This is a genomic window from Thalassospira sp. GB04J01, assembly GCF_000751115.1.
Classification (GTDB): domain Bacteria; phylum Pseudomonadota; class Alphaproteobacteria; order Rhodospirillales; family Thalassospiraceae; genus Thalassospira; species Thalassospira lucentensis.
In genome coordinates, this window is sequence record NZ_CCDX020000017.1 from 45,029 (window position 1) to 64,985 (window position 19,957).

At 55.2% G+C, this 19,957-nt stretch carries 16 protein-coding genes; 6 read left to right on the forward strand and 10 right to left on the reverse strand.

Translation table 11 applies throughout. The features are described from left to right. Positions 1-90: 90 nt before the first annotated feature. Positions 91-885: an alpha/beta fold hydrolase gene (locus AMM48_RS18155; RefSeq protein WP_198413560.1), complete on the reverse strand. Its 795-nt coding sequence runs from the start codon at positions 883-885 to the stop codon at positions 91-93. A gap of 277 nt (positions 886-1,162) precedes the next feature. Further along, positions 1,163-1,540 carry a c-type cytochrome gene (locus AMM48_RS18160; RefSeq protein WP_022732122.1) on the reverse strand — a complete coding sequence of 126 codons (378 nt, stop codon included), beginning with the start codon at positions 1,538-1,540 and terminating at the stop codon, positions 1,163-1,165. A gap of 193 nt (positions 1,541-1,733) precedes the next feature. On the opposite strand from AMM48_RS18160, the gene AMM48_RS18165 reads away from it, so the two are divergent. The 3 genes from AMM48_RS18165 (at position 1,734) to AMM48_RS18175 (ending at position 6,245) form a co-directional block, all read left to right on the forward strand. After that, positions 1,734-2,249, forward strand: a complete 516-nt coding sequence (locus AMM48_RS18165) for a sigma-70 family RNA polymerase sigma factor (protein WP_028791521.1) — start codon at positions 1,734-1,736, stop codon at positions 2,247-2,249. A 139-nt stretch (positions 2,250-2,388) separates the two neighbouring features. Continuing rightward, complete coding sequence (locus AMM48_RS18170; protein WP_102785213.1) at positions 2,389-3,570, forward strand: FecR domain-containing protein; 1,182 nt, start codon at positions 2,389-2,391, stop codon at positions 3,568-3,570. A gap of 254 nt (positions 3,571-3,824) precedes the next feature. Continuing rightward, entirely contained in the window at positions 3,825-6,245 is a 2,421-nt protein-coding gene (locus AMM48_RS18175; RefSeq protein ID WP_102785214.1) for a TonB-dependent siderophore receptor, read from the forward strand. 95 nt (positions 6,246-6,340) lie between these two features. Here the strand turns inward: AMM48_RS18175 and AMM48_RS18180 are convergent, their stop codons facing one another. The 6 genes from AMM48_RS18180 to AMM48_RS18205 form a co-directional block, all read right to left on the reverse strand. Beyond that, a complete protein-coding gene (locus tag AMM48_RS18180; RefSeq protein WP_198413561.1) occupies positions 6,341-7,273 on the reverse strand; it encodes an ABC transporter permease in 933 nt (310 codons plus the stop codon). 4 nt (positions 7,274-7,277) lie between these two features. After that, complete coding sequence (locus AMM48_RS18185; RefSeq protein WP_102785215.1) at positions 7,278-8,063, reverse strand: ABC transporter ATP-binding protein; 786 nt, start codon at positions 8,061-8,063, stop codon at positions 7,278-7,280. Between the two features lie 116 nt (positions 8,064-8,179). Then, positions 8,180-9,166: an ABC transporter substrate-binding protein gene (locus tag AMM48_RS18190; RefSeq protein WP_102785216.1), complete on the reverse strand. Its 987-nt coding sequence runs from the start codon at positions 9,164-9,166 to the stop codon at positions 8,180-8,182. Positions 9,167-9,284: 118 nt separating this feature from the next. Beyond that, entirely contained in the window at positions 9,285-9,680 is a 396-nt protein-coding gene (locus AMM48_RS18195) for a VOC family protein (protein ID WP_244271296.1), read from the reverse strand. Beyond that, entirely contained in the window at positions 9,670-10,833 is a 1,164-nt protein-coding gene (locus AMM48_RS18200) for a hypothetical protein (protein ID WP_102785218.1), read from the reverse strand. Before AMM48_RS18200 ends, AMM48_RS18195 begins: the two co-directional genes overlap by 11 nt. Positions 10,834-11,071: 238 nt before the next feature. Further along, positions 11,072-11,740 carry a TetR/AcrR family transcriptional regulator gene (locus AMM48_RS18205; protein WP_102785219.1) on the reverse strand — a complete coding sequence of 223 codons (669 nt, stop codon included), beginning with the start codon at positions 11,738-11,740 and terminating at the stop codon, positions 11,072-11,074. A gap of 182 nt (positions 11,741-11,922) precedes the next feature. On the opposite strand from AMM48_RS18205, the gene AMM48_RS18210 reads away from it, so the two are divergent. Together AMM48_RS18210 and AMM48_RS18215 are read left to right on the forward strand one after the other, a co-directional pair. After that, a complete protein-coding gene (locus tag AMM48_RS18210) occupies positions 11,923-13,077 on the forward strand; it encodes an efflux RND transporter periplasmic adaptor subunit (protein ID WP_240626417.1) in 1,155 nt (384 codons plus the stop codon). Between the two features lie 11 nt (positions 13,078-13,088). Further along, positions 13,089-16,235 carry an efflux RND transporter permease subunit gene (locus AMM48_RS18215; RefSeq protein ID WP_102785220.1) on the forward strand — a complete coding sequence of 1,049 codons (3,147 nt, stop codon included), beginning with the start codon at positions 13,089-13,091 and terminating at the stop codon, positions 16,233-16,235. Positions 16,236-16,467: 232 nt separating this feature from the next. Here AMM48_RS18215 and AMM48_RS18220 read toward each other — a convergent pair whose 3' ends face one another. Beyond that, positions 16,468-18,066, reverse strand: coding sequence for an FGGY-family carbohydrate kinase (locus AMM48_RS18220; RefSeq protein WP_102785221.1), 1,599 nt, complete (start codon positions 18,064-18,066; stop codon positions 16,468-16,470). Between the two features lie 193 nt (positions 18,067-18,259). On the opposite strand from AMM48_RS18220, the gene AMM48_RS18225 reads away from it, so the two are divergent. Beyond that, positions 18,260-19,039 carry an HAD family phosphatase gene (locus AMM48_RS18225; protein ID WP_102785222.1) on the forward strand — a complete coding sequence of 260 codons (780 nt, stop codon included), beginning with the start codon at positions 18,260-18,262 and terminating at the stop codon, positions 19,037-19,039. Positions 19,040-19,093: 54 nt separating this feature from the next. On the opposite strand, the gene AMM48_RS18230 is transcribed toward AMM48_RS18225, so the two are convergent. After that, positions 19,094-19,825, reverse strand: a complete 732-nt coding sequence (locus AMM48_RS18230) for a FadR/GntR family transcriptional regulator (RefSeq protein WP_102785223.1) — start codon at positions 19,823-19,825, stop codon at positions 19,094-19,096. Between the last annotated feature and the right edge of the window lie 132 nt (positions 19,826-19,957).

Here is a 19,957-nt window from a genome sequence, read left to right on the forward strand (position 1 = left end):
CGTGCAAAAAAAAGCGCGCCGCATCAGGAATGCAGCGCGCAGTGGGGCATCGTTGAGGGAGGCGGGAGGTATCAAGTAAAGTGTTGCTGATCAGTTGGCGGTTGCGGCCTCAACGATCAGGTCGGCGACGGCTTTGGGGTTGGAGACCATGACGACATGGGATGCGCCGTCAATGACAACCGTTTTTTTCGAATTGGCGCGTTCAGCCATGAATTCCATGGCGGCCGGCGGGATGATTTTGTCAGCCGTGCCAAAGATGTGGAACGAGGGGATGTCTTTCCATGCGGCATCGCCAGACGGTTCGTTGAGCGCAAAGTCAGTGACCGGGCGTTGGGCGACGGCCATCAGGCGGGCCTTGTCGGCCGGGACGTCGGCGGCGAACTGGGCATGAAACTTGGTCGGTTCGATGTACAGATCATTCACACCATTTCCCAGTGGAACCGGGGCGGCCAGGGCCTCGCCCAATGTGCCACCGGGGAATTTTGCCGCCAGTTCACCAATCGTTTCACCCTTTACCGGGGCGAAAGAGGCGACATAAACCAGTGATTTGACATTGGTGGCACCCTTTGCGGCATTGGTGATGACCGGGCCGCCATAAGAATGACCAACCAGAACAACATCACCGGCAATGCTATCGGCCAAGGACCGGGTATAGGCAGCATCGCCAGATACACTGCGCAGCGGGTTGGCAAGGCTGATGACCTGATAGCCTTCGTCTTGAAGGATCGGTGTAACACCATCCCAGCTGTCGGAGGCGGCAAATGCACCATGAACCAGAACAATGGTTGGTTTGGCGTCTTTGTCGGCGGCGAACGCCGGGGCCGGTGCGACCATCAGGCCCGCACCGATGGCTGCTGCTTTGGCCAGATTTTTCAGATTGAACATTTCATCTCTCCTTGTGCCGGGGAGCCGGGGGTCGGCTGCGCTGGCGGTCTGTTGTTGCGATGAATGGTTTGTAGCGATGAAATAATGATCGGGCAATAGTAAATCGTGTACGATTTAATTATGCGCGATCACATCAGCGTGAAGACGCGGAAAAGACGCGTCAACGCCCCGGTTGGCTTGCCCGGGGCGTCATCAAGGGTAAAAGCCGATTGGGAGAGGATTTGGCCGATGACCAATGTTTGCGACGTCGGTGCCGCCGGACGACCCGGCAGGCTGTTTACTTGGCGTTGGCCGCGTCGGTCAGGCTTTCGAAGTAAACCAGAAGATCGGCGATGCTTTCAGGGGTGAGGGTAAATTCCGGCATGGTCAGATCGTCATGCGATACGGAAATGCCTTCGGCCAATGCTTCTTCAAGGTTTTCAAGCGGCCAGCGTTGCCCGAAACTTGCCAGTGCCGGGGCGTCGGTGATGGCCGGATCGGGCAGCGGGTCGCCTTCGAATTTGGTGTGGCAGCGCAGGCAGGTCTGTTCGGCAATGGATTGACCGCGCACCACATCGCCATGTGCTTCGCCCTTGCGCGACATATAATCGCCAACACCCCAAAGGCCTGCGGCGACAACGCCGGTGGCCAGAATGACAAGGCTGATTTTTTGCAACGGTGGTTCCCCCGGATGGTTGTTTCTTGTTTGATCCGTTCTTCTATAGCAGAGCATTGTAACCAATTCCCTAAGCTGAGCGTTTCATTTGTGATGGGGAATTAATAGATATTGATAATCAGTCTCATTTTCGGTAAGTCTCGTATCGCTGCCGGTTCAGGCAGTGATTGCGTCGCCCAAAGGAAGATGCGGCTTGGCCGGAAATTCACCATCCTTAACCCTGTTTATGCGTCAGCGCTCGGCGCTTGTGAGCTATGCCAGTACGATCATCGGCAACCGTGTACAGGCCGAAGATCTGGTGCAGGAAGCATGGCTGCGCTTTGATGAGGCGTCGAAAGGAAGATTCCTTGAGGATGCGACCGGATATCTGTACCGGATCGTGCGGAACTTGGCACTGGATAGCAAACGCAGTGCGGCGCGCGAACGCAGTGTAACCGGTGGCGCGGACTATGACATCGCGGTGCAGACGTCTGCGGCCGACAGTCCCGATCCGGAAACCATCGCGCTTTATAAGGACGACTACGCCAAGGTGATGCAGGCCATGGCAGAATTGCCCGACCGAACCCGCATTGCCTGCGAAATGCATCGTTTTGGCGGGGCCAAACTGCGTGAAATTGCACTGTTTTTAGATGTCTCGGTTCCCTTGGCCCATAAACTTGTGGCAGAAGGCATTGATCATTGTCGCGAACGACTGGGGGGATGGCCATGACGCGCAACTATGACCATCGCCGGGTTTTCGGCGTGAAAGGCAATTGGCCTTCATCCATTTGGGGATATGGCGTGACAAAGGTGTCGGGGAAAAATGCCGCAATGGGGCCGGTTGTGCAGAGCCTAGCAAAGGTAACGTGATGGCAGGAACGCGCGAGCCAGCCAGCGAACGGGTGGCACAAGACGCAACCGATTGGTTGATCCTGTTGCAGGATGCACCCGATGATGCGGACCTGCGCGCGCGGTTTGATGATTGGTATGCGCAAAGTCCAGCCCATCAGAGTGCCTGGGACTCAACCCAAAAGACGGCCCGATTGATGGGGCAGGTGACCGCGCAGCAGATGACATCTTCGCGCAATGGTACCGCGGATGATCCCGCCGATTGGCAGCGTTTTTTGCATGACACGCGGGCACATGACGTTTTGACCGGACAGGATAGCCACCCAGTTCGTGCGGCCAGTTCGGCCCATCGTTCCGATACAGAAAATACGGTTGCCGGGCCTGAAATACAGGATGCGCCCGTCGAAAATACCGTGCCGGGGACTGCGGCAAAGGTTGTTCAGGCACAGGGGCGTTTTGCCCGTCGTGGCAATGGGTCTTGGCGCGGTATTGGTCTTGGCGGGCTGGCGGTGGCGGCATCGTTGTTTGCCGCCCTGTTTGGTCCGAAAATTGCCACCCAGTTACAGGCCGATTACAGTACGGGCACCGGGCAGATCAACACAATCACCCTTGCCGATAACAGCCGGGTGACGCTTGCGCCGGAAAGTGCCCTTCGTGTGACGTTCGAAAATGGCGTGCGGGCGGTTGAATTGCTGGATGGCGAAGCCTTTTTTGATGTAACGCCAGACCCATCGCGCCCGTTTAAGGTTGCGGCTCGTTTGGCCGATGTCACCGTGCTTGGCACTGGATTTGATGTGTCCGAGGGGGCCGGGGTGACACAGGTTGCCGTCGAACATGGCCGGGTGCGGGTGGATAACGCCGCCCATCTTGTCGCACATTCGGAATTTCTGGAGCCGGGGCAAAGTTTACAGGTGCGCGGCGATGGAAATGTTCTGCGCGGCGATACGCCAACAGGTCAGGTGGCGGCATGGCGCAATCATCAACTGATTGCGCAGGATCAGCCGCTTGGCGATGTGGTTGATCGTCTTCGAGGGTACTTCAAGGGCGCAATCATCATCAGCGATGAAGCCCTTGCCGGGCAGGCTGTTACCGGGGTGTATCGCCTGACCGATCCGGTCTTGGCCTTGCGCGCAATTGCGCGTGCGCAAAACGCGGTGGTGCGTGAAGTAACGCCGTGGGTTTTGGTTGTATCCCCGTCATAAGCAAAAATCATCTGAGCCGTGCTGTCTATCTCGTGACGGAAAAGGCAATAAAACCGCCTTTTCACCAATGAGGCGAGACTCTTTCCCCCGGTTCGAGCCGCAGGATTTTGCCGGTTTTCCCAGAAAAGAGTGATTTTCCGAAAGTTTTTTTGAAAAATCCATATCCCCGGTCGTTTTGTTTTGTGTGCGAAATTGAGAAGCGTTTGCATTCTCAATTTAGGTAAGGCATATGATGTGAAACCGGAGACAAAAGAATGACGAATGGGGGAGCAACCACGATGCGCAATCGTGGTCGCGTGGCGCTTGTCGCGAGTGCTTTGATGATGACGACGGCATTGGTGCCAGTATTGTTGGCAACGCCAGTGATGGCACAGCAGGCCGGTCAGAATAGCCTTGAGAACCAGCATGAATTTGACATTCCTGCCCAGTCGCTGACCCGGGCACTGGCGCAGTTTGGCGTGCAGTCGGGGTTGCAGGTGACGGTGGATGGCGCGTTGGTGCGAGGTCTTGAGGGCCGCGCGGTTACCGGCACCATGCGGGCGGATACAGCGCTTGAAGTGCTGCTCGGCGGGACGGGGCTGAATTATGATGTGACCGGCGATGGTACGGTGGTGATCGAAGCGCTTCAGACCGGGGCTGCGGCCGATGGTGAGGTGCTTGACCCGGTGCGGGTTGAGGCAACCGGGGTTGAGCTTTCAGGTCCGAATGATGCAATCACCGACAGTTTCGTTGCCAATCGCAGCCGCACGGCATCCAAAACCGATACGCCGGTTTTAGATGATTCTGCGGCGGTGTCGGTGGTCACGCAGAAGGAACTGGAAACCCGCAATGTACAGGATGTGCAGCAGGCTGTTGCCTACACAGCAGGCGTGCAGGCGGGCGAATATGGCTCGGACGTGCGATATGATTATGTACGCCTGAGAGGGTTCTATTCATTGCTTTCGACGTACCGCGATGGATTGTCGTCGCGTACCTATAACTTCACGACAGCACGTCAGGAACCTTATGGCCTGCAGCAGGTTGATATCCTGAAAGGGTCAACCTCCAGCCTGTTTGGCATGAATGGACCCGGTGGTCTGGTCAATCTGGTGACGAAACGTCCAGAAGATGAAGCCAGTGGCGAGGTCTTTACCACGTTTGGCGAAAATCATCTGCGCGGTGGCGGTGATGTGACCGGCCCGGTTGCCGAAGACAGCAACTGGACCTATCGCCTGACCGGGCTTTGGCAGGATGCCGAACGTGCTCAGGATTATTCGCAGGATGACCGGATTTATATAGCTCCCGCCTTTACCTATGCGCCCAAGGCCGGAACGGAACTGACGTTGCTGACCAGCTACAGCAAACGCGAAAGCAATCTGGGCTATGGTTATCCGATCGGAATTGAAACAAGTCGGGACACTTTTTTCGGTGAACCGGATTTTAACAACTTCGATACCGAAGAAACCAATCTCGGGTACGAGTTTTCACACCAGATTACCGACAAACTCGAATTCCGGCAGAACGCGCGATATACACGTGTCAATCTGGATTACGAGACGGTGTATCTTAATGATACTACCCCTCTAGGTGACCGATATGCCTTTGCGGTTTATGGTGAGCTTGACCGGTTTGCCATCGACAACCAGATGCAGTATGACACTGCGATCCATGACAATCTCGACAGCAAGACATTGGTGGGGATTGATTACAATCGCGATCAGAATAACGAGAGATCCCGCAACGGGACGGCAACAGCCATTGATCCGTATAATCCAGTTTATTGCGGGATTGGCTGCATCAACTTCACCAGCAGTTCGGAAACCGAAATTACTCAGGCAGCATATGGTCTTTATGCGCAGGAACAACTGACCATTGCGGATGACTGGATCGCGACGGTTGGTGGACGTTTCGATTATGTCCAAAGCGATACGGATACGATCAGTAGCGGTACAACGACTGAGCGTGATGATCACAAATATACGTCGCGTTTAGGGATGACCTACAAGGCAACCGATGAAGTGTCGATTTACGGCAACTATTCGGAATCCTTCCAGCCAGTTTATTCTAACCTGGCATCTCGTCCAGAGGGCGTAAAGCCGCAGGAGGGCACGCAGTACGAGGTCGGCGTGAAATATCAACCTGCTGAGATGGATGCGCTGTTCACGGTGGCCCTGTTTGACTTGACGCAGGAAAACGTATCACAGTCACAGCTAAGCGGTGGGAGTTACGTCTATAAGCAGATTGGTGAAATCAACTCACGCGGGGCCGAATTCGAAGGCAAGGTGTCGCTTGATGACCGTACCAACCTCACACTGGCCTATACCTATCTTGATGCAGAAATCAAAGATGATGTTGTGACGGCGAACATTGGCAACCGGCCGGAAATGGTGCCTGAGCATACGGCCTCTGCCTGGATTGATCATACGATCCCCGAACATGGTGTATTTGGCGATTTAACCTTTGGCGGTGGTTTGCGCTTCGTCGGGGCGCGTTATGGTGATAGCGCCAATGACGTTCCTATCGGGTCGCACACGGTTGCCGATGCGATGGTAAGCTACATGGTGACCGACAATGTTAGTGTTGCGGTCAATGCCACCAACCTGTTTGACCGAGAGTATATATCGTCCAATACGTTTGGCAGCCGGTATTACGGCGATGGCCGGACGGTTCTGGCGACGCTGAAATACAGCTGGTAAGTCGATATCAAGTTAAAGCAAACGGCCGCCCCGATTGTGCAAGATTATGCATGCGGGCGGCCGTTTGTCGTATGTGTTTGATGTTCTTGCGAAACCTATTCGCGGAATTTTTCACGGGCCGGGGTGCCACCGGCACCGCGCCCGCGTTTCAGGCTGGGCAGGGCCAGCATGGCCAGAACGAAAAGGCCTGTGGCCAATTTCAAATCGGGTGGGGGCATGCCCGCCGCCAGACACAGCGACACCAGCTGATAATAAATGATCGCGCCGACAAATGGGGCGAGCAACTGACGCCAGACCGATTGTTTGCCAACAACCGCCTCGCCGATCATCAGGGCCGCAAGGCCATTGATCAGGATGCCAAGGCCCATATTCACATCGGAAAAGCCCTGTGCCTGCACCATCAATGCGCCACTTGTGGCGGAAAATCCACTGGCAAGGCCGACACCGATAATGGTCGATACCCAGACCGAAATGCCCTGTGCCTCGGCCATCGCCGGGTTGGAGCCAACCGCACGCAATGCGGTGCCCTTTTCGGTTTTAAAGAACCAGTTGAGTGCGAGAAATACGCCCGCCCCAATCAGCCCGGCGATGATGATTTTGCTAACCGGGAAGCCCGGTGTGACAAAGGGTGCCCAGTTGTAAACCGTGTCAGAGCCAAAGATCGACAGGTTGGATTTGCCCATGATGCGCAGATTGATGCTGTAGAGCATCGTCATCATCAAGATCCCGGCAAGCAGGGTATGGATGCGAAACCGCAGATGAATAAGCGCTGTACAGCACCCGGCCAAAAAACCACACGCAAGGGCAGCAACAATCGCCAATGCCGGATTAACCCCGGCGGCAATCAAAACCCCGCAGACACAACCGCCCAGCGGATAGGCGCCTTCGCTGGTGAGATCGGGGAATTGCAGGGTGCGGAACGGGATCATGATCCCCATCACCACAAAGGCCAGAATAAAGCTTTGCGAGAGTGTGACTGGCACCAACGCCACGTAACTTGTGAAGGTCGAGGATATGAATTCCATCATGATCTTATGCTCCCGCCCCCAACATCATGGCGTCGGTCTTGACCGCAAAATGATCCACCAGTTTTGCCACGGTGACATTGGCTTTTTCGTCGCCGCCGATTTCCAGTTTGACGCGCCCGGCATCAAGCATGATCACCCGATGGCCGTAATCAACCGCGTGGGCCATATTGTGCGTCACCATCAATGTCGTCAGTTTAAAGGTATCAACGGCGCGCACGGTGGCCTGCATCACAAGATCAGCCGTGCGCGGATCAAGTGCGGCGGTATGTTCATCAAGCAACAATAAATCGGGCGATCCACCGACCGCCATGATCAGGGACAGTGATTGACGCTGCCCGCCCGAAAGCAATTCCACCTTGGTGTCGAGCCGGTTTTCAAGGCCGAGACCAAGGGCGGCAAGGCGGTCCTTATAGTCCGACAGACGTTTGGCATTCAGCCCGCGCGACAGGGTGCGTTTGGAACTGCGCAAATCCGCCAGTAGCATGTTTTCCGCAACGGTCATGCTGGCCGCGGTGCCCAGCATCGGGTCCTGAAACACGCGTGCGATGCGTTTGGCGCGCAGATGGACCGGCGTGTTGGTGACGTCATCGCCGTTAATGGCGATTTGGCCGCTATCAAGGGGGAGTGCGCCTGACACGGCATTGAGCATGGTGCTTTTTCCGGCCCCGTTTGAGCCGATGACAACCCCGAATTCCCCGGTTTGTAGGGTCAGGTCAAGGTTATCAAGTGCGACTTTTTCATCCGGTTGACCGGCATAAAAGACTTTTCGTGCAGATCGGATTTCAAGCATCCGTCTTCTCCTTGGGGCATTGTGCCGTCATTCGCGATGGCATAATGCCCGAATGTCATTGGCGCCGACGGGGGCGGACCCTTGCGGCGCCAATGGGTGTTCACGTCAGGGCGAAATTATTCGACAATGCAGCCGCAATCGTCAAACGATGCCGGGATTTCGATCCCGAAGGCGGCGGCAGCAGATTTTGAAATCATCGGCGCGTGGGTTTCATAGGTCGGGGCGGACGGCGGAATGTCTGCCGGTGATTTGCCGTTGAGGATTTCCGCGGCAATTTTACCTGCATTCAGGCCAACTTGCCCATAATCGACCGAGAAACTGGCCGGGACGGTGCCGTTGGCAACCGCGGAGCTGTCAGAATTGACAATCGGAACACCGATCTGGCGGGCAGCAGCCGACACGGCTGCAATCGCAGGCTGGATCAGGTTGGATGCCGGGGTATAGATGACATCGGCCTTACCCGCGACCGATGTGATGCGTTGCAAGATGTCATTGACGTTATCAATGCCAACCGAAACGACGCTAAAACCGGCGGCCGGTGCGAGTTCTTTGACCTTTTCAAGCAGGGCAACGTCGTTGGCCTCACCCGGGTTGTAGGGGATGGCAAGACGTTTGGCATCGGGCAGGAGTTTGCGGGTGAATTCGAGAACTGCTGCGATGTCCTGTAGATCCGAAGCGCCGGTCATGTTGGTGTCACCAGCGTCCCACGACGGGACAAGCTTGGCAGCAACCGGGTCGGTTACGGCGGAAAATACGATGGGAATGTCTGAACCGGCCAAAATCTGTTTGGCGATCTGGGAAACCGGGGTGGTTACGGTATAGATCAGTTTTGGATTTTCGGCCTGCAACTTCGTGATCATCTGGGGCACCAGAGATGCGTCAAAGTTGGTGTGGCTTTCGGAATAGGTGACATCGGTGCCTTCGACAAAGCCGTTTTCGGCCATGGCTTCCTTAAAGCCCGCAATCGCGGCATTGAGCTGCGGATGCTCGCCAAAGTTGGCGATGCCGACCTTGATGGTGTCGGCCGATGCGCTGCTGATTGATGCAAAAAGGCTACCGGCGACGACCAGTCCGGAAAGGAGGCCGGTTTTATTGATCTTCATTCTGAGAAACTCCCTGATTTGCGTGGACCGGCACTTTTGGTGGCCAGTCTCGTCTGCGGATCATGCGAAGTTCCGGTGGGGGCGTCAACAAGATGTATGATTGAAATGCGCTTACACGTTACGCAAACGCCCGGCTTGAGATCGAAACCGAATTGCCCGCCGGGTCTTTCATGTTGGCAAAGCAATAGCCGTCTGCCTGATGGAGTGGCCCGACCTTGATGCCGCGTTCCAGCAAATTACTGCGGGTATGTTCGACGTCGCGCACGTCAAATACCAGCTTGATCAGCGACTGGCCGTTGCGCTGTCCCTTTCCCGCCTGATGGAGCATCAGGATGAGACCGCCATCAGGTGCGATCAGTTCAAGAATTCGATCCCCGTCTTTTTGGGAGGGCTGATAGCCAAAGTGATCGGCATAGAACTGCGCCATCGCATCAATATTCTTGCAATAGATCACAATGCGGTTGCATGGGCCGGGCGAGAACGGGGGCATGGTGGGCTCTGTCTTAACCACCATTTGGCGCCTGATAGACCGTAACACCATTCACCACAATGCGGCCATCGGCCAGAAGCCGCGTGCCATACTGCGTCGTGCCGCCGGGGCCTGGTTCGCCCGATGCCAGTCCATTGACGGCAAATGGAACAAGCGCGCCCAGAAGGGTCGGGCTTTCAGGGGTGCCAATCAAATTTTGCAAAAGGTCCTTGCCCAGAAGGTTGAAGTCCATTTCGCCGGTAAAGCCATATCGGGCGGCATGTTGGGCCAGAAGTTCACCTGTGCCAAGTGCCTCAAGACCGCGTGATTCAATATAAAATTCATCGATTTTGACCGGGGCACCATTATCGGCGGCCTTTTGCCAAAGCGCATTGCCGATTTGCTTGCGGGCCATACGCGGGGCGGTGCCGGTCAGCATATCAAGGAAGCCTTTTTCAATGATCGGCTTGGCCTCGGTCCAGGGCAGGCCTTCGCTGCTGCTTTTGATGCGCACGGTGCGCGGCTGCAAAAGGCTGGGCAGCCATAAGCCATCATGGGCGTAATCAAGGTGGGTTTCACCGTTGTCGCCGGGATAGACAATCAGGCTGGCGGCCTTGGACGAGCCGCGCTTTTCCCGGTTTGCCCCGGTCCATTCCGCACTTTGCCACGAAACACGGGCTTGTTGGGGCAGCCATTGCAGCACAAGGCCGTTCATCAGCCAGTGTTTGCGCGTGACCGGTTCATCACCAATCAAAAAGTCGGCAAACCCGTCAAAGGTTACCGGGGCATTTTTCACGGTGTCCCAGCGAAGATACCCACCGGCATTGCGCATGGTGAGATCGCGTTGGTCCGAGGTTGCCTCGGCATTCATTTTTGCGCGTTCGGGCAGTTTGATGTCCAGATCGACCTGATTGGCCTGATCTGTGTCACGGACAGTGACATGGACGCCATTCATGCTTAGCGTTCGCGGAGTGGAATAGCCGCTCAGGCCCAGCGAGATGTCATCATAGGTCAGCGCTGCGGCACCATCGGATGTGAGCGTGGCATCCGACAGGGTTGCTGAAATGCCGCTTTGCATCAGGATGGCATCCATGACATCGCGTGCTTTATCGGTGGTGATGGCCTGTGCCTGCACTGTTAAGGCAGGCAGGGAAAGTGCCCATAAGCCAATCAATGAAAAAGCCGTACGAATGCGCATGCAGATATCTCCGTTGCGGGCCCGTTGCCGGGGTTTGCAGGGCTGGCGTGGCATGAAGGGTGTCCATACCGGCCCAAAAGCGTTGCCCTAACGTTTACCTCAATTTTGGTAATCATAGGGCAGATATTGCGCAACGGATCACTCTAACTGACAGGATGCTGACAGGATGCTGACAGGATGCTGTCAGGAGGGGGGCTTTAGGATCGGGGATATCAAGTCGCTGACCAGCAGGGGATGGTCAGTTTTTATCATCCGCTGTTTTGCGGTAATTTTCACTGCCGACACCACATAAGAAGACCTCAACCGCACGTAAAACGCGTTTTTCGATCTCGGCGTTACTATATGTTGGGGGATCAATCATTTTGAGGATCTGTTTTTGCCAGTCGCCAATGATCATCGCATTGAACAATTCGGCATCGTGAACCGGATCATCAACCACAATGTGACCAAGGTCATGTTGGCGTCGCAGATACCGGGACAGGCGTGCCCGCGTGCTATCGGGGCCGACTTTCATAAACTTCTCAACCAAAGGTATAAAATGTTGGCCTTCAGAAAACAGAATCTGCGTGAAGCGAATGGCTTCCTCGGTTAGTATCTTTTTGGCCAGTTTTTTACCGAAGTCTGTCAGGGCGTCACGGGGAGGGAGATCGGATTCAAGCGAAATATGAAGCTCTGCGGAAAACTCGATGCATTGCTCTTCCATCACGGCAGCGAGCAAGCCATCCTTTCCGCCAAAAGCTTCGTACACAGTGGTGCGCGAACCGCCAGAACGGGAAATAACGTCATTAAGCGTCACACCAGAGAACCCTTTTTCAAGGAGGAGTTCCCATGCCGCGTCCATCATGGCACGGCGGCGTGCAGACCTTCTAGAGGACTGGTTTTCTTGCTTTTCCGATGTTTCTTTCATCGTTTCCAATTCGTTTGTTATTGGCTCTTGATCGTGCAGTGCACAATGTGTACTGTACCGTACAGTATTTTGAAATGCAACGGCAAAGCGCGTGGTATGCTTTGCTGACGGGACTTAGAAGGAACAGCAATTTGTCCATGCGAACTTGTTTAAAATTTGCGAGCGTCGCAGCGCTTACCCTTATGGTAGCTGCTTGTAGCGAGCAAAATGAAGGTGGTCAGCAACAGGCCAATGCGCAACCGCAGGCAACACCGGTTGGCACCGTAACCCTTGAAGCGCAGACTGTCGGGCTGGTCGAAGAAATGCCGGGCCGTACCGTTGCTTTCCGTAAGGCGGACATCCGTCCGCAGGTTGATGGCATCATCAAGGAGCGCAACTTTACCGAAGGCGGTATCGTTGAAGCCGGCCAGCAACTTTATATGATTGATCAGGATGTTTATCTGGCCCGGGTTGATGCCGCACAGGCAGAACTTTCGCGCCAGCGTGCAAGTCTTGATCAGGCTGTTAAAACCCGTACGCGCTATGACCCGCTGGTGAAATCCCAGGCGGTCAGCCGTCAGACCTATGACGACGCGGTTTCCGCCGAGGCACAGGGCAAGGCCGCAGTTGCGTCCGCCCGTGCGGAGCTTGAACAGGCCCGGATTGATCTTGCATACACGACGGTGACCGCACCGATTTCCGGTCAGATCAGTTCATCGGATTATTCCGAAGGCTCGTTGGTGACCGCCAATCAGGCCGCCAAACTGACCACGATTACCCAGCTTGATCCGATTTATGTCGATGTGACGCAGGCCGGTGGCCGTCTGCTTAAAATCAAGCAGGCTGTCAAAAACGGCCGGATCAAGGGTGTCGATGCCGGTAATATCGAAGTGTCACTGATCATTGATGCGACCGGTGCGGAATATCCGCAAAAAGGAACTTTGCAGTTTTCTGACGTAACGGTGAATGAAACCACCGGCACCGTTCGGTTGCGCGCAGTCTTCCCGAACCCGGATGGCACACTTCTGCCGGGCATGTTTGTTCGTGGTCAGGTGCGTCAGGGGCGTCTTGAAGGGGCCTTCCTCGTCCCGCAGAAAGCTGTGATGCGCCGTCCTGATGGCACGGCATATTCTTATGTCGCTGTCGATGGAAAAGTCGTGTCAAAGGACCTTCAGATCGAACAATCGCAGGGTGAAAACTGGCTGGTTTCTGCTGGTCTGGAAGATGGCGATCAACTGATTGTTGACGGTATCCAACGCATTGGACCGGGTGCCGCTGTCGCGCCGCAGCCGGTCGAGACTGCCGCCGACGATGGATCGGCTAAACCCGCCGATGACACCGCCAAAGCCGCCGAATAGGGACGTATTCAATGGCAAAATTCTTTATTGACCGCCCTGTCTTCGCCTGGGTTATCGCCTTGGTGATTATGTTGGCGGGGGGACTTTCGTTGTGGCAATTGCCCATCGAGCAGTACCCGTCTATTGCACCGCCATCTGTCGAGATTTCGGCAAACTATCCGGGTGCGTCCGCCGAGACAGTCGAAAACACGGTCACACAGGTGATCGAACAGCAGATGAACGGCATCGATTATCTGCGGTATATGTCTTCGAACTCATCGGCCAACGGTCAGGCGTCTATTTCACTGACGTTTGAACCCGAAGCAGACCCCGATATCGCACAGGTTCAAGTGCAGAACAAACTGCAAGGGGCGATGTCGTCGCTGCCAAGCGAAGTGCAGCAGCAGGGTGTCACGGTTACCAAATCATCGGGATCGTTCCTGATGGTTGTTGGCTTTGTATCGGGCGACGGGTCGATGTCGGCTGAAGATCTGTCTGACTTTGTGGTCTCCACGGTCGAAGATCCGCTTGCCCGTGTGAATGGTGTTGGCTCGGTTCAGGTGTTTGGCGCACAGCACGCGATGCGCGTCTGGCTCGATCCGAACAAGATGATTTCCTATAACATGACGGTTTCGGACGTCAGTTCGGCAATCCAGTCGCAGAACACCGAAGTCACCGCCGGTCAGATTGGCGGTGCGCCGTCCGTCCCCGGTCAGCAGATCAACGCGACCATCACCGCACAAAGCAAACTGCAAACGGTTGATGAATTCGCCAACATCCTGCTGAAGGTCAATACCGATGGATCGCAGGTGCGTCTTGGCGACGTTGCCCGCATTGAAATCGGTGGCGAAAGCTATGAGGTTGTTGCGCGCTACAATGCGCAGTCCGCAACCGGTATCGGGATCAACCTTGCTACCGGTTCCAATGCCCTTGATACCGCCGAGGCCGTCAAAGCCCGTTTGGCAGAACTCAAACCGTTCTTCCCGGCGGGTGTCGAAATTGTCTATCCGTACGACACCACCCCGTTCGTCGAAGTATCGATCGAGGAGGTGGTTCGCACCCTGTTTGAGGCGATTGTTCTCGTCTTCCTGGTGATGTTCCTGTTCCTGCAAAACTGGCGGGCAACCCTGATCCCGACGATTGCGGTGCCGGTGGTTTTGCTGGGTACGTTCGGTATTCTTGCTGCGTTTGGCTATTCGATCAACACGCTGACCATGTTTGCCATGGTTCTGGCCATCGGCCTTCTGGTCGATGACGCGATTGTTGTGGTCGAAAACGTCGAACGTGTGATGCATGAAGACGGGCTTCCGCCGCGCGAAGCAACGCGGAAATCCATGAGTCAGATTACCGGTGCCTTGATTGGTATCGCGCTGGTTCTCTCAGCCGTGTTTGTACCGATGGCATTCTTTGCCGGGTCTACGGGGGCGATTTATCGCCAATTCTCCATCACGATTGTGTCGGCTATGGCACTGTCGGTTGTGGTGGCAATTGTTCTGACACCGGCATTGTGTGCGACGATGCTTAAACCATCGCACGCGGATCCGAGCGCAAAGAAAGGTCCGTTTGGCTGGTTTAACCGTGGCTTTGATAAGACCAACCGGTTCTATCAGGGCAGTGTAGACCATGTCGTGCACCGCAAATGGCGCTATCTGTTTGTCTATGTCATTCTGGTTGGTGGTCTGGCGGCGTTGTTCATGCGCCTGCCCGGATCGTTCCTTCCTGAAGAAGATCAGGGCATCATGTTCTCGATGGTTCAGCTTCCCGCTGGTGCCTCGCAGGAACGTACGGTTGGCGTGCTCAAAAAGCTCGAAACCCACTTCATGGAAGCGGAAAAGGAAAACGTCAACGGTATCTTCACCGTTGCAGGCTTCTCGTTCGCCGGGAGTGGTCAGAACGCCGGTATTGCCTTTGTCAACATGAAGGACTGGTCGGAACGTACGCGTCCTGATCAGGCTGTTGGTGCGGTGATTGGCCGTGCCTATGGTGCGTTTGCTCAAATCCGTGAGGCAATGGTGTTTGCCTTTGCGCCGCCGGCCATTGTTGAACTTGGCACGGCAAACGGCTTTGACCTGCAGCTTGTTGATCGTGGCGGTATTGGCCATGACGCCCTGATGGCGGCCCGAAACCAGCTTCTGGGGATGGCGGCACAGGATCCGCGCGTTGTGGGTGTTCGTCCGAACGGCCTCAATGACATGCCGCAGTTCAAGATCAATATTGATCAGGAAAAGGCAAGTGCGCTTAACGTTGATCTGGCCGATGTGAACCGTACGCTGGCAGCAGCGTGGGGGTCGAGCTACGTCAACGACTTCATCGAAAACGGTCGGATCAAAAAGGTCTATATGCAGGCAGATGCGAAATACCGCATGATGCCGGAAGATCTTGATTTCTGGTACGTCCGCAACGGCTTGGGCGAAATGGTGCCGATCTCGGCATTCTCGTCGACCCAGTGGGATTATGGCTCACCCCGTCTTGAACGTTTTAACGGCTTGTCGTCGCTGAACATTCAGGGATCGGCACCTCCGGGTGTGGCATCGGGCGATGCGATGCTGGCGATGGAAGAAATGGTTGCCAAGCTTCCGGGCGGTATCGGCCTTGAGTGGCAGGGACTGTCCTATGAGGAACGCGAAGCAGGCGAGCAGGGACCGGCATTGTATGCGCTGTCGATGATTGTCGTCTTCCTGTGCTTGGCTGCTTTGTATGAAAGCTGGGCAATCCCGATTTCCGTGATGATGGTCGTGCCTTTGGGCGTTCTTGGTGCCGTGATCGCAGCCTTGCTGCGTGGGTTGCCAGATGACGTTTATTTCCAGGTTGCGATCCTGACCACGATTGGTTTGTCGGCCAAGAACGCCATCCTGATTGTCGAGTTCGCCCGCGAACTTTACGATCAGGGCATGGGGCTTCTTGAGGCAACGGTCGAAGCCGCACGTCAGCGTCTGCGTCCGATCATCATGACGTCGATGGCCTTTACACTTGGTGTTGTGCCATTGGCGATCAGTACCGGTGCGGGTGCGGCTGCGCGTGTTGCAGTTGGCACCGGGGTGCTGGGCGGGATGATTGCGGCGACGTTGCTTGCGATCTTCTTCGTGCCGCTGTTCTTCGTGCTGATTGTCGGGACCTTTGCCAAAAGCCGTTCGAAACGCGGTGATGTCAAGGCTGCCCACGAACATCCGGCTGAATAAAATTCAGGGCCGGTCTTATTAAGACCGGCCCTGAAAGGCATCGCGCCGTGACGGTGCAGATATTTAAATCTGCATGATCCCCCGACCCCGCCGTTGCGCGTGCGAAAGAAAGGGCCGATGCAAACGCATCGGCCCTTTTGTTTTGACCCTATCCAAAAGAGCCGTCAAGCAGCTTTTGGATAGGCCGGAGGATCAATGAGCAACCCGTGGGGCCTAATACCCCGGATTTACTTTAGTTTTTACTGATTTCGTCAAGTGCCTGACGCTGGGTGTGCATCATGTGGAAAATGGCGTATCGACGGTCATGGTCCGCCTTGGCCGTTGGGTCGGGGGCGTAGGATGTTTCGTTGCCCGCCATTTTGCGTGCCGCCTTTGCAAGGCCGTCGATGCCATCGGCATCATCAAGCGCACCCGCCGCCAGCATGGCCGACCCCAGCAATACAGGTTCCTGACAATCAGACATCACAACCGTGCATCCGGTGACATCGGCATAAAGTTTGACCAGAACGGCACTTGCCGTATGTCCGCCGCTTAGGTGGATGTGGGTGATGTCATATCCGGTGTCATTTAGCGCATCGATGATGTGGCGCGTACCATAGGCAATCGCACAGGCGGTTGCCCAATACAGCTTTAAAAAGCTTTCTTCGCTTTGATCAAGTGTCAGCCCGGAAATCACGCCAAGTGCTTCGGGGTCGGCCAGTGGCGACCGGTTGCCATGAAAATCAGGCAAAACATGAAGTCGCGGCGCCAGATCGGTTTGATGCCCCATCATCGGCAACAGCTTTTCACCGGCCAGCTTATGCGCGTCTCGGCCCATGTCATGGGAAAACGGATGCATCGCAACAATGTGGTCAAGTAACGCGCCCGTGGCCGACTGCCCGCCTTCGTTCAGCCAAAGCCCCGGTGCAATCGCACCAAAATACGGCCCCCAGACGCCTTTAATAAAGCGCGGTTCGGATGATAGTGCCATGTGGCAGGTTGATGTACCGGCAATCATCGCAAAATGCTGATCAAGGTTGCCATCAAGATATTCGCCAAGTGTGCCAAGTGCACCGGCATGGGCATCAATCAATCCGGCCCCAACCACGCAATTTGTCGTCAGACCAAGATCATTCGCACCTTGTTGCGACAGCGTGCCGATCCGGTCGCCAACCGCAAGCGCCTTGGTATCGATCCCGGTTTTTTTGTTGAAATCATCAAGGCCAATAACCGACAGAAAGTCACGATCCCAAGGATCATCCTGATGGGCAAGGTGGGTCCATTTGCACGTTACTGTACAACATGACCGCGCGGTGTTGCCGGTTGCGCGAAATGACAGGAAATCGGCCAGATCATAGGCCGCACCCATCTTGTTCCAGTGATCAGGGTGGTGGCGTTTAAGCCACATCAGTTTGGGCACTTCCATTTCCGGGGACATGGTGCCACCGATATATTCAAGGACCCGTGACCCGGTGGCGGTGCATTCCTCAGCCTCGCGCACCGCACGGTGATCCATCCAGACAATGACATCCCAGTTATCTGGCCCATTCGGGGTCACGCCAAGCGGGCGGTTGTCCTGATCGCGGACGACCAGTGAACAGGTCGCATCAAACCCGATGGCGGCAATCTGGTCGGCGGAGGAGGCCGATTGGGCCATGGCATCACGAACCGATTGGCAGACGGATTGCCAGATATTTTCCGAATCCTGTTCGACAAAATCGGGCTTTGGACGGTTCATGGCAATCGGGTGGGCTGCACTTCCAAGCAGCTTGCCATTGGTATCAAAGACACCTGCGCGCGCACTTCCGGTGCCAACATCCACACCAATAAAACGGGTTTCGTTGTGGCTCATGTGGGTCTTTTTCCTCCGCTTTTCCCGGCTGACAGACGTTTTGACGGCCGCCGGTTATTCTTTTGGTTTGGCATTTGGCAGCTGATTTGATCAAAAGTTCAGTTAATGGTCAAATGTTCATTTTTGTTGACGGTTAATCGGATCATTCGATAGGCTGATGGCAATCATATAAATGTAACAAGCCAGGTTTAACATGGCCTCAGAAAATGAGACTGGAAACGGTACTGGAAACGAGACTGTAAACGATCAGGCAAGTGGATCTGTTCCTTCGGGGGCAGCGATCCGAGAGCTGTTTGCTGATTGTGATGCCGTTCTGTTTGATTGCGACGGCGTTCTTGTCAACAGCGAGCCGATCTCGCTTGCGACACTTGTCGATGTGCTTGCCCATTTTGGCGCGCCATTGACATTGGCGGAAGTCGCCGCCCGCTTTACCGGGCGGTCAAGTTCAGCCCCGATTGATCATATTCGCGATGAAACCGGCAAGGACATTCGCGATCAGTTCAAGCCGTTTTACTATGACCTGCTGTTTGCCCGCTATGATCATGAACTTGTTAAAATCGACGGGATTGATAGCGTTCTGGCGGCGTTGAAAAAACGTCAGCTTGGATTTTGCATTTCATCAAGCAGTTCCATCGAACGTCTGGGAAAAACCATGGATGTCACCGGACTTGGTCCGTGGTTTGACGGGCGGATTTACAGTGCCGACTTTGTTGCCAACGGCAAACCGGCACCGGACCTGTTTTTATATGCCGCCGATGACATGGGGTATGCTCCCAATCAGGCTATTGTTGTTGAAGATTCCGTTGCCGGTGTGACGGCGGCCGTTGCTGCGGGCATGAAATGCATCGGCTTTGTTGGCGGTGGCCATTATGCCGATGATCGGGCAAGGGCAGCCACCCGGCTTTATGACGCCGGGGCGGATATTGTGCTGTCCGATATGATGGAACTTTCCAATGCCCTTGGTGAAGCTTAACTGCGCTATCTGAAGCTACCCCATTCCTGAGCACTTGGATTTGGGAGTGCAGCCTTATCGCTGGGTCAGAAGTTTCTGATAGCGGGTTTGGCTTTGGCTAAGATGGGCGCGCATTGCTTTGCGCGCACTGTCATCATCACGCGTTGCAATGGCATCATAGATGCAGCGATGCTCCCCCAATATCATCTGCATATAGTTTTTCTGATCTTCGACTTCGGGCGGGCGGCGGCGAAGCTGCGCGCGCGGGATGGTTTTGTCGCCAAGATGTTCAAGAAACTCGGCATAACGGCGGTTGTTGGTGGCCGCGGCAATCGCACGGTGGAATTCAAAATCGGCCAGTTCCGTTGGTTCGCCCCGGGTGGCGGCATCTTCCATCTTTTGCATGGCTTCATAGATTTTTGCCTGCTGTGCGGCCGAGCTTCGGGTGCAGGCAAGGCCAGCGGCCTCGATCTCGACCGCCATGCGCAGTTCGAGGACTTCGAGAACGTCAGATACCTGTGCGTAGTCGACTGCAAAAATCGATTTGTCATCGCCACGCGGTTCGGGGGAGAGGACAAACACACCGGCCCCTTGGCGCGGTTCAAGCAATCCATCGGCCTTAAGTGCCGCGATGGCTTCGCGGACCACGGTTCGGCTGACGCCAAATGTCTGGGTCAGGACCGGTTCGGTCGGCAGTTTGCTGCCCGGTTCGCGCTGGCCGCTTTCAATTTCATGGCGCAGGCTTGCAATGACCTTTTCGGTCAGCGAAACTTTGCGGGGCGTGTTTGACGCACGGGTCTTGTTCATTTTGCGTGTCCGGTAAATCCGGTGTAAAGACAACCGGATGTAAAATGACGGTCTGACGTTAATCTTTGCTTGGCGTGATTTGTTTTACCATCTTCAAATAGTCGAACGTTGTTGGTGATGTAAAGTCATCAT

Coding starts and splice junctions, on each gene's coding strand:
- AMM48_RS18155 (WP_198413560.1), bottom strand. CDS start 885: ATGTTCAATCTGAAAAATCTGGCCAAAGCAGCAGCCATCGGTGCGGGC.
- AMM48_RS18170 (WP_102785213.1), top strand. CDS start 2,389: ATGGCAGGAACGCGCGAGCCAGCCAGCGAACGGGTGGCACAAGACGCA.
- AMM48_RS18175 (WP_102785214.1), top strand. CDS start 3,825: ATGACGAATGGGGGAGCAACCACGATGCGCAATCGTGGTCGCGTGGCG.
- AMM48_RS18180 (WP_198413561.1), bottom strand. CDS start 7,273: ATGATGGAATTCATATCCTCGACCTTCACAAGTTACGTGGCGTTGGTG.
- AMM48_RS18185 (WP_102785215.1), bottom strand. CDS start 8,063: ATGCTTGAAATCCGATCTGCACGAAAAGTCTTTTATGCCGGTCAACCG.
- AMM48_RS18190 (WP_102785216.1), bottom strand. CDS start 9,166: ATGAAGATCAATAAAACCGGCCTCCTTTCCGGACTGGTCGTCGCCGGT.
- AMM48_RS18195 (WP_244271296.1), bottom strand. CDS start 9,680: ATGGTGGTTAAGACAGAGCCCACCATGCCCCCGTTCTCGCCCGGCCCA.
- AMM48_RS18200 (WP_102785218.1), bottom strand. CDS start 10,833: ATGCGCATTCGTACGGCTTTTTCATTGATTGGCTTATGGGCACTTTCC.
- AMM48_RS18205 (WP_102785219.1), bottom strand. CDS start 11,740: ATGAAAGAAACATCGGAAAAGCAAGAAAACCAGTCCTCTAGAAGGTCT.
- AMM48_RS18210 (WP_240626417.1), top strand. CDS start 11,923: ATGGTAGCTGCTTGTAGCGAGCAAAATGAAGGTGGTCAGCAACAGGCC.
- AMM48_RS18215 (WP_102785220.1), top strand. CDS start 13,089: ATGGCAAAATTCTTTATTGACCGCCCTGTCTTCGCCTGGGTTATCGCC.
- AMM48_RS18220 (WP_102785221.1), bottom strand. CDS start 18,066: ATGAGCCACAACGAAACCCGTTTTATTGGTGTGGATGTTGGCACCGGA.
- AMM48_RS18225 (WP_102785222.1), top strand. CDS start 18,260: ATGGCCTCAGAAAATGAGACTGGAAACGGTACTGGAAACGAGACTGTA.
- AMM48_RS18230 (WP_102785223.1), bottom strand. CDS start 19,825: ATGAACAAGACCCGTGCGTCAAACACGCCCCGCAAAGTTTCGCTGACC.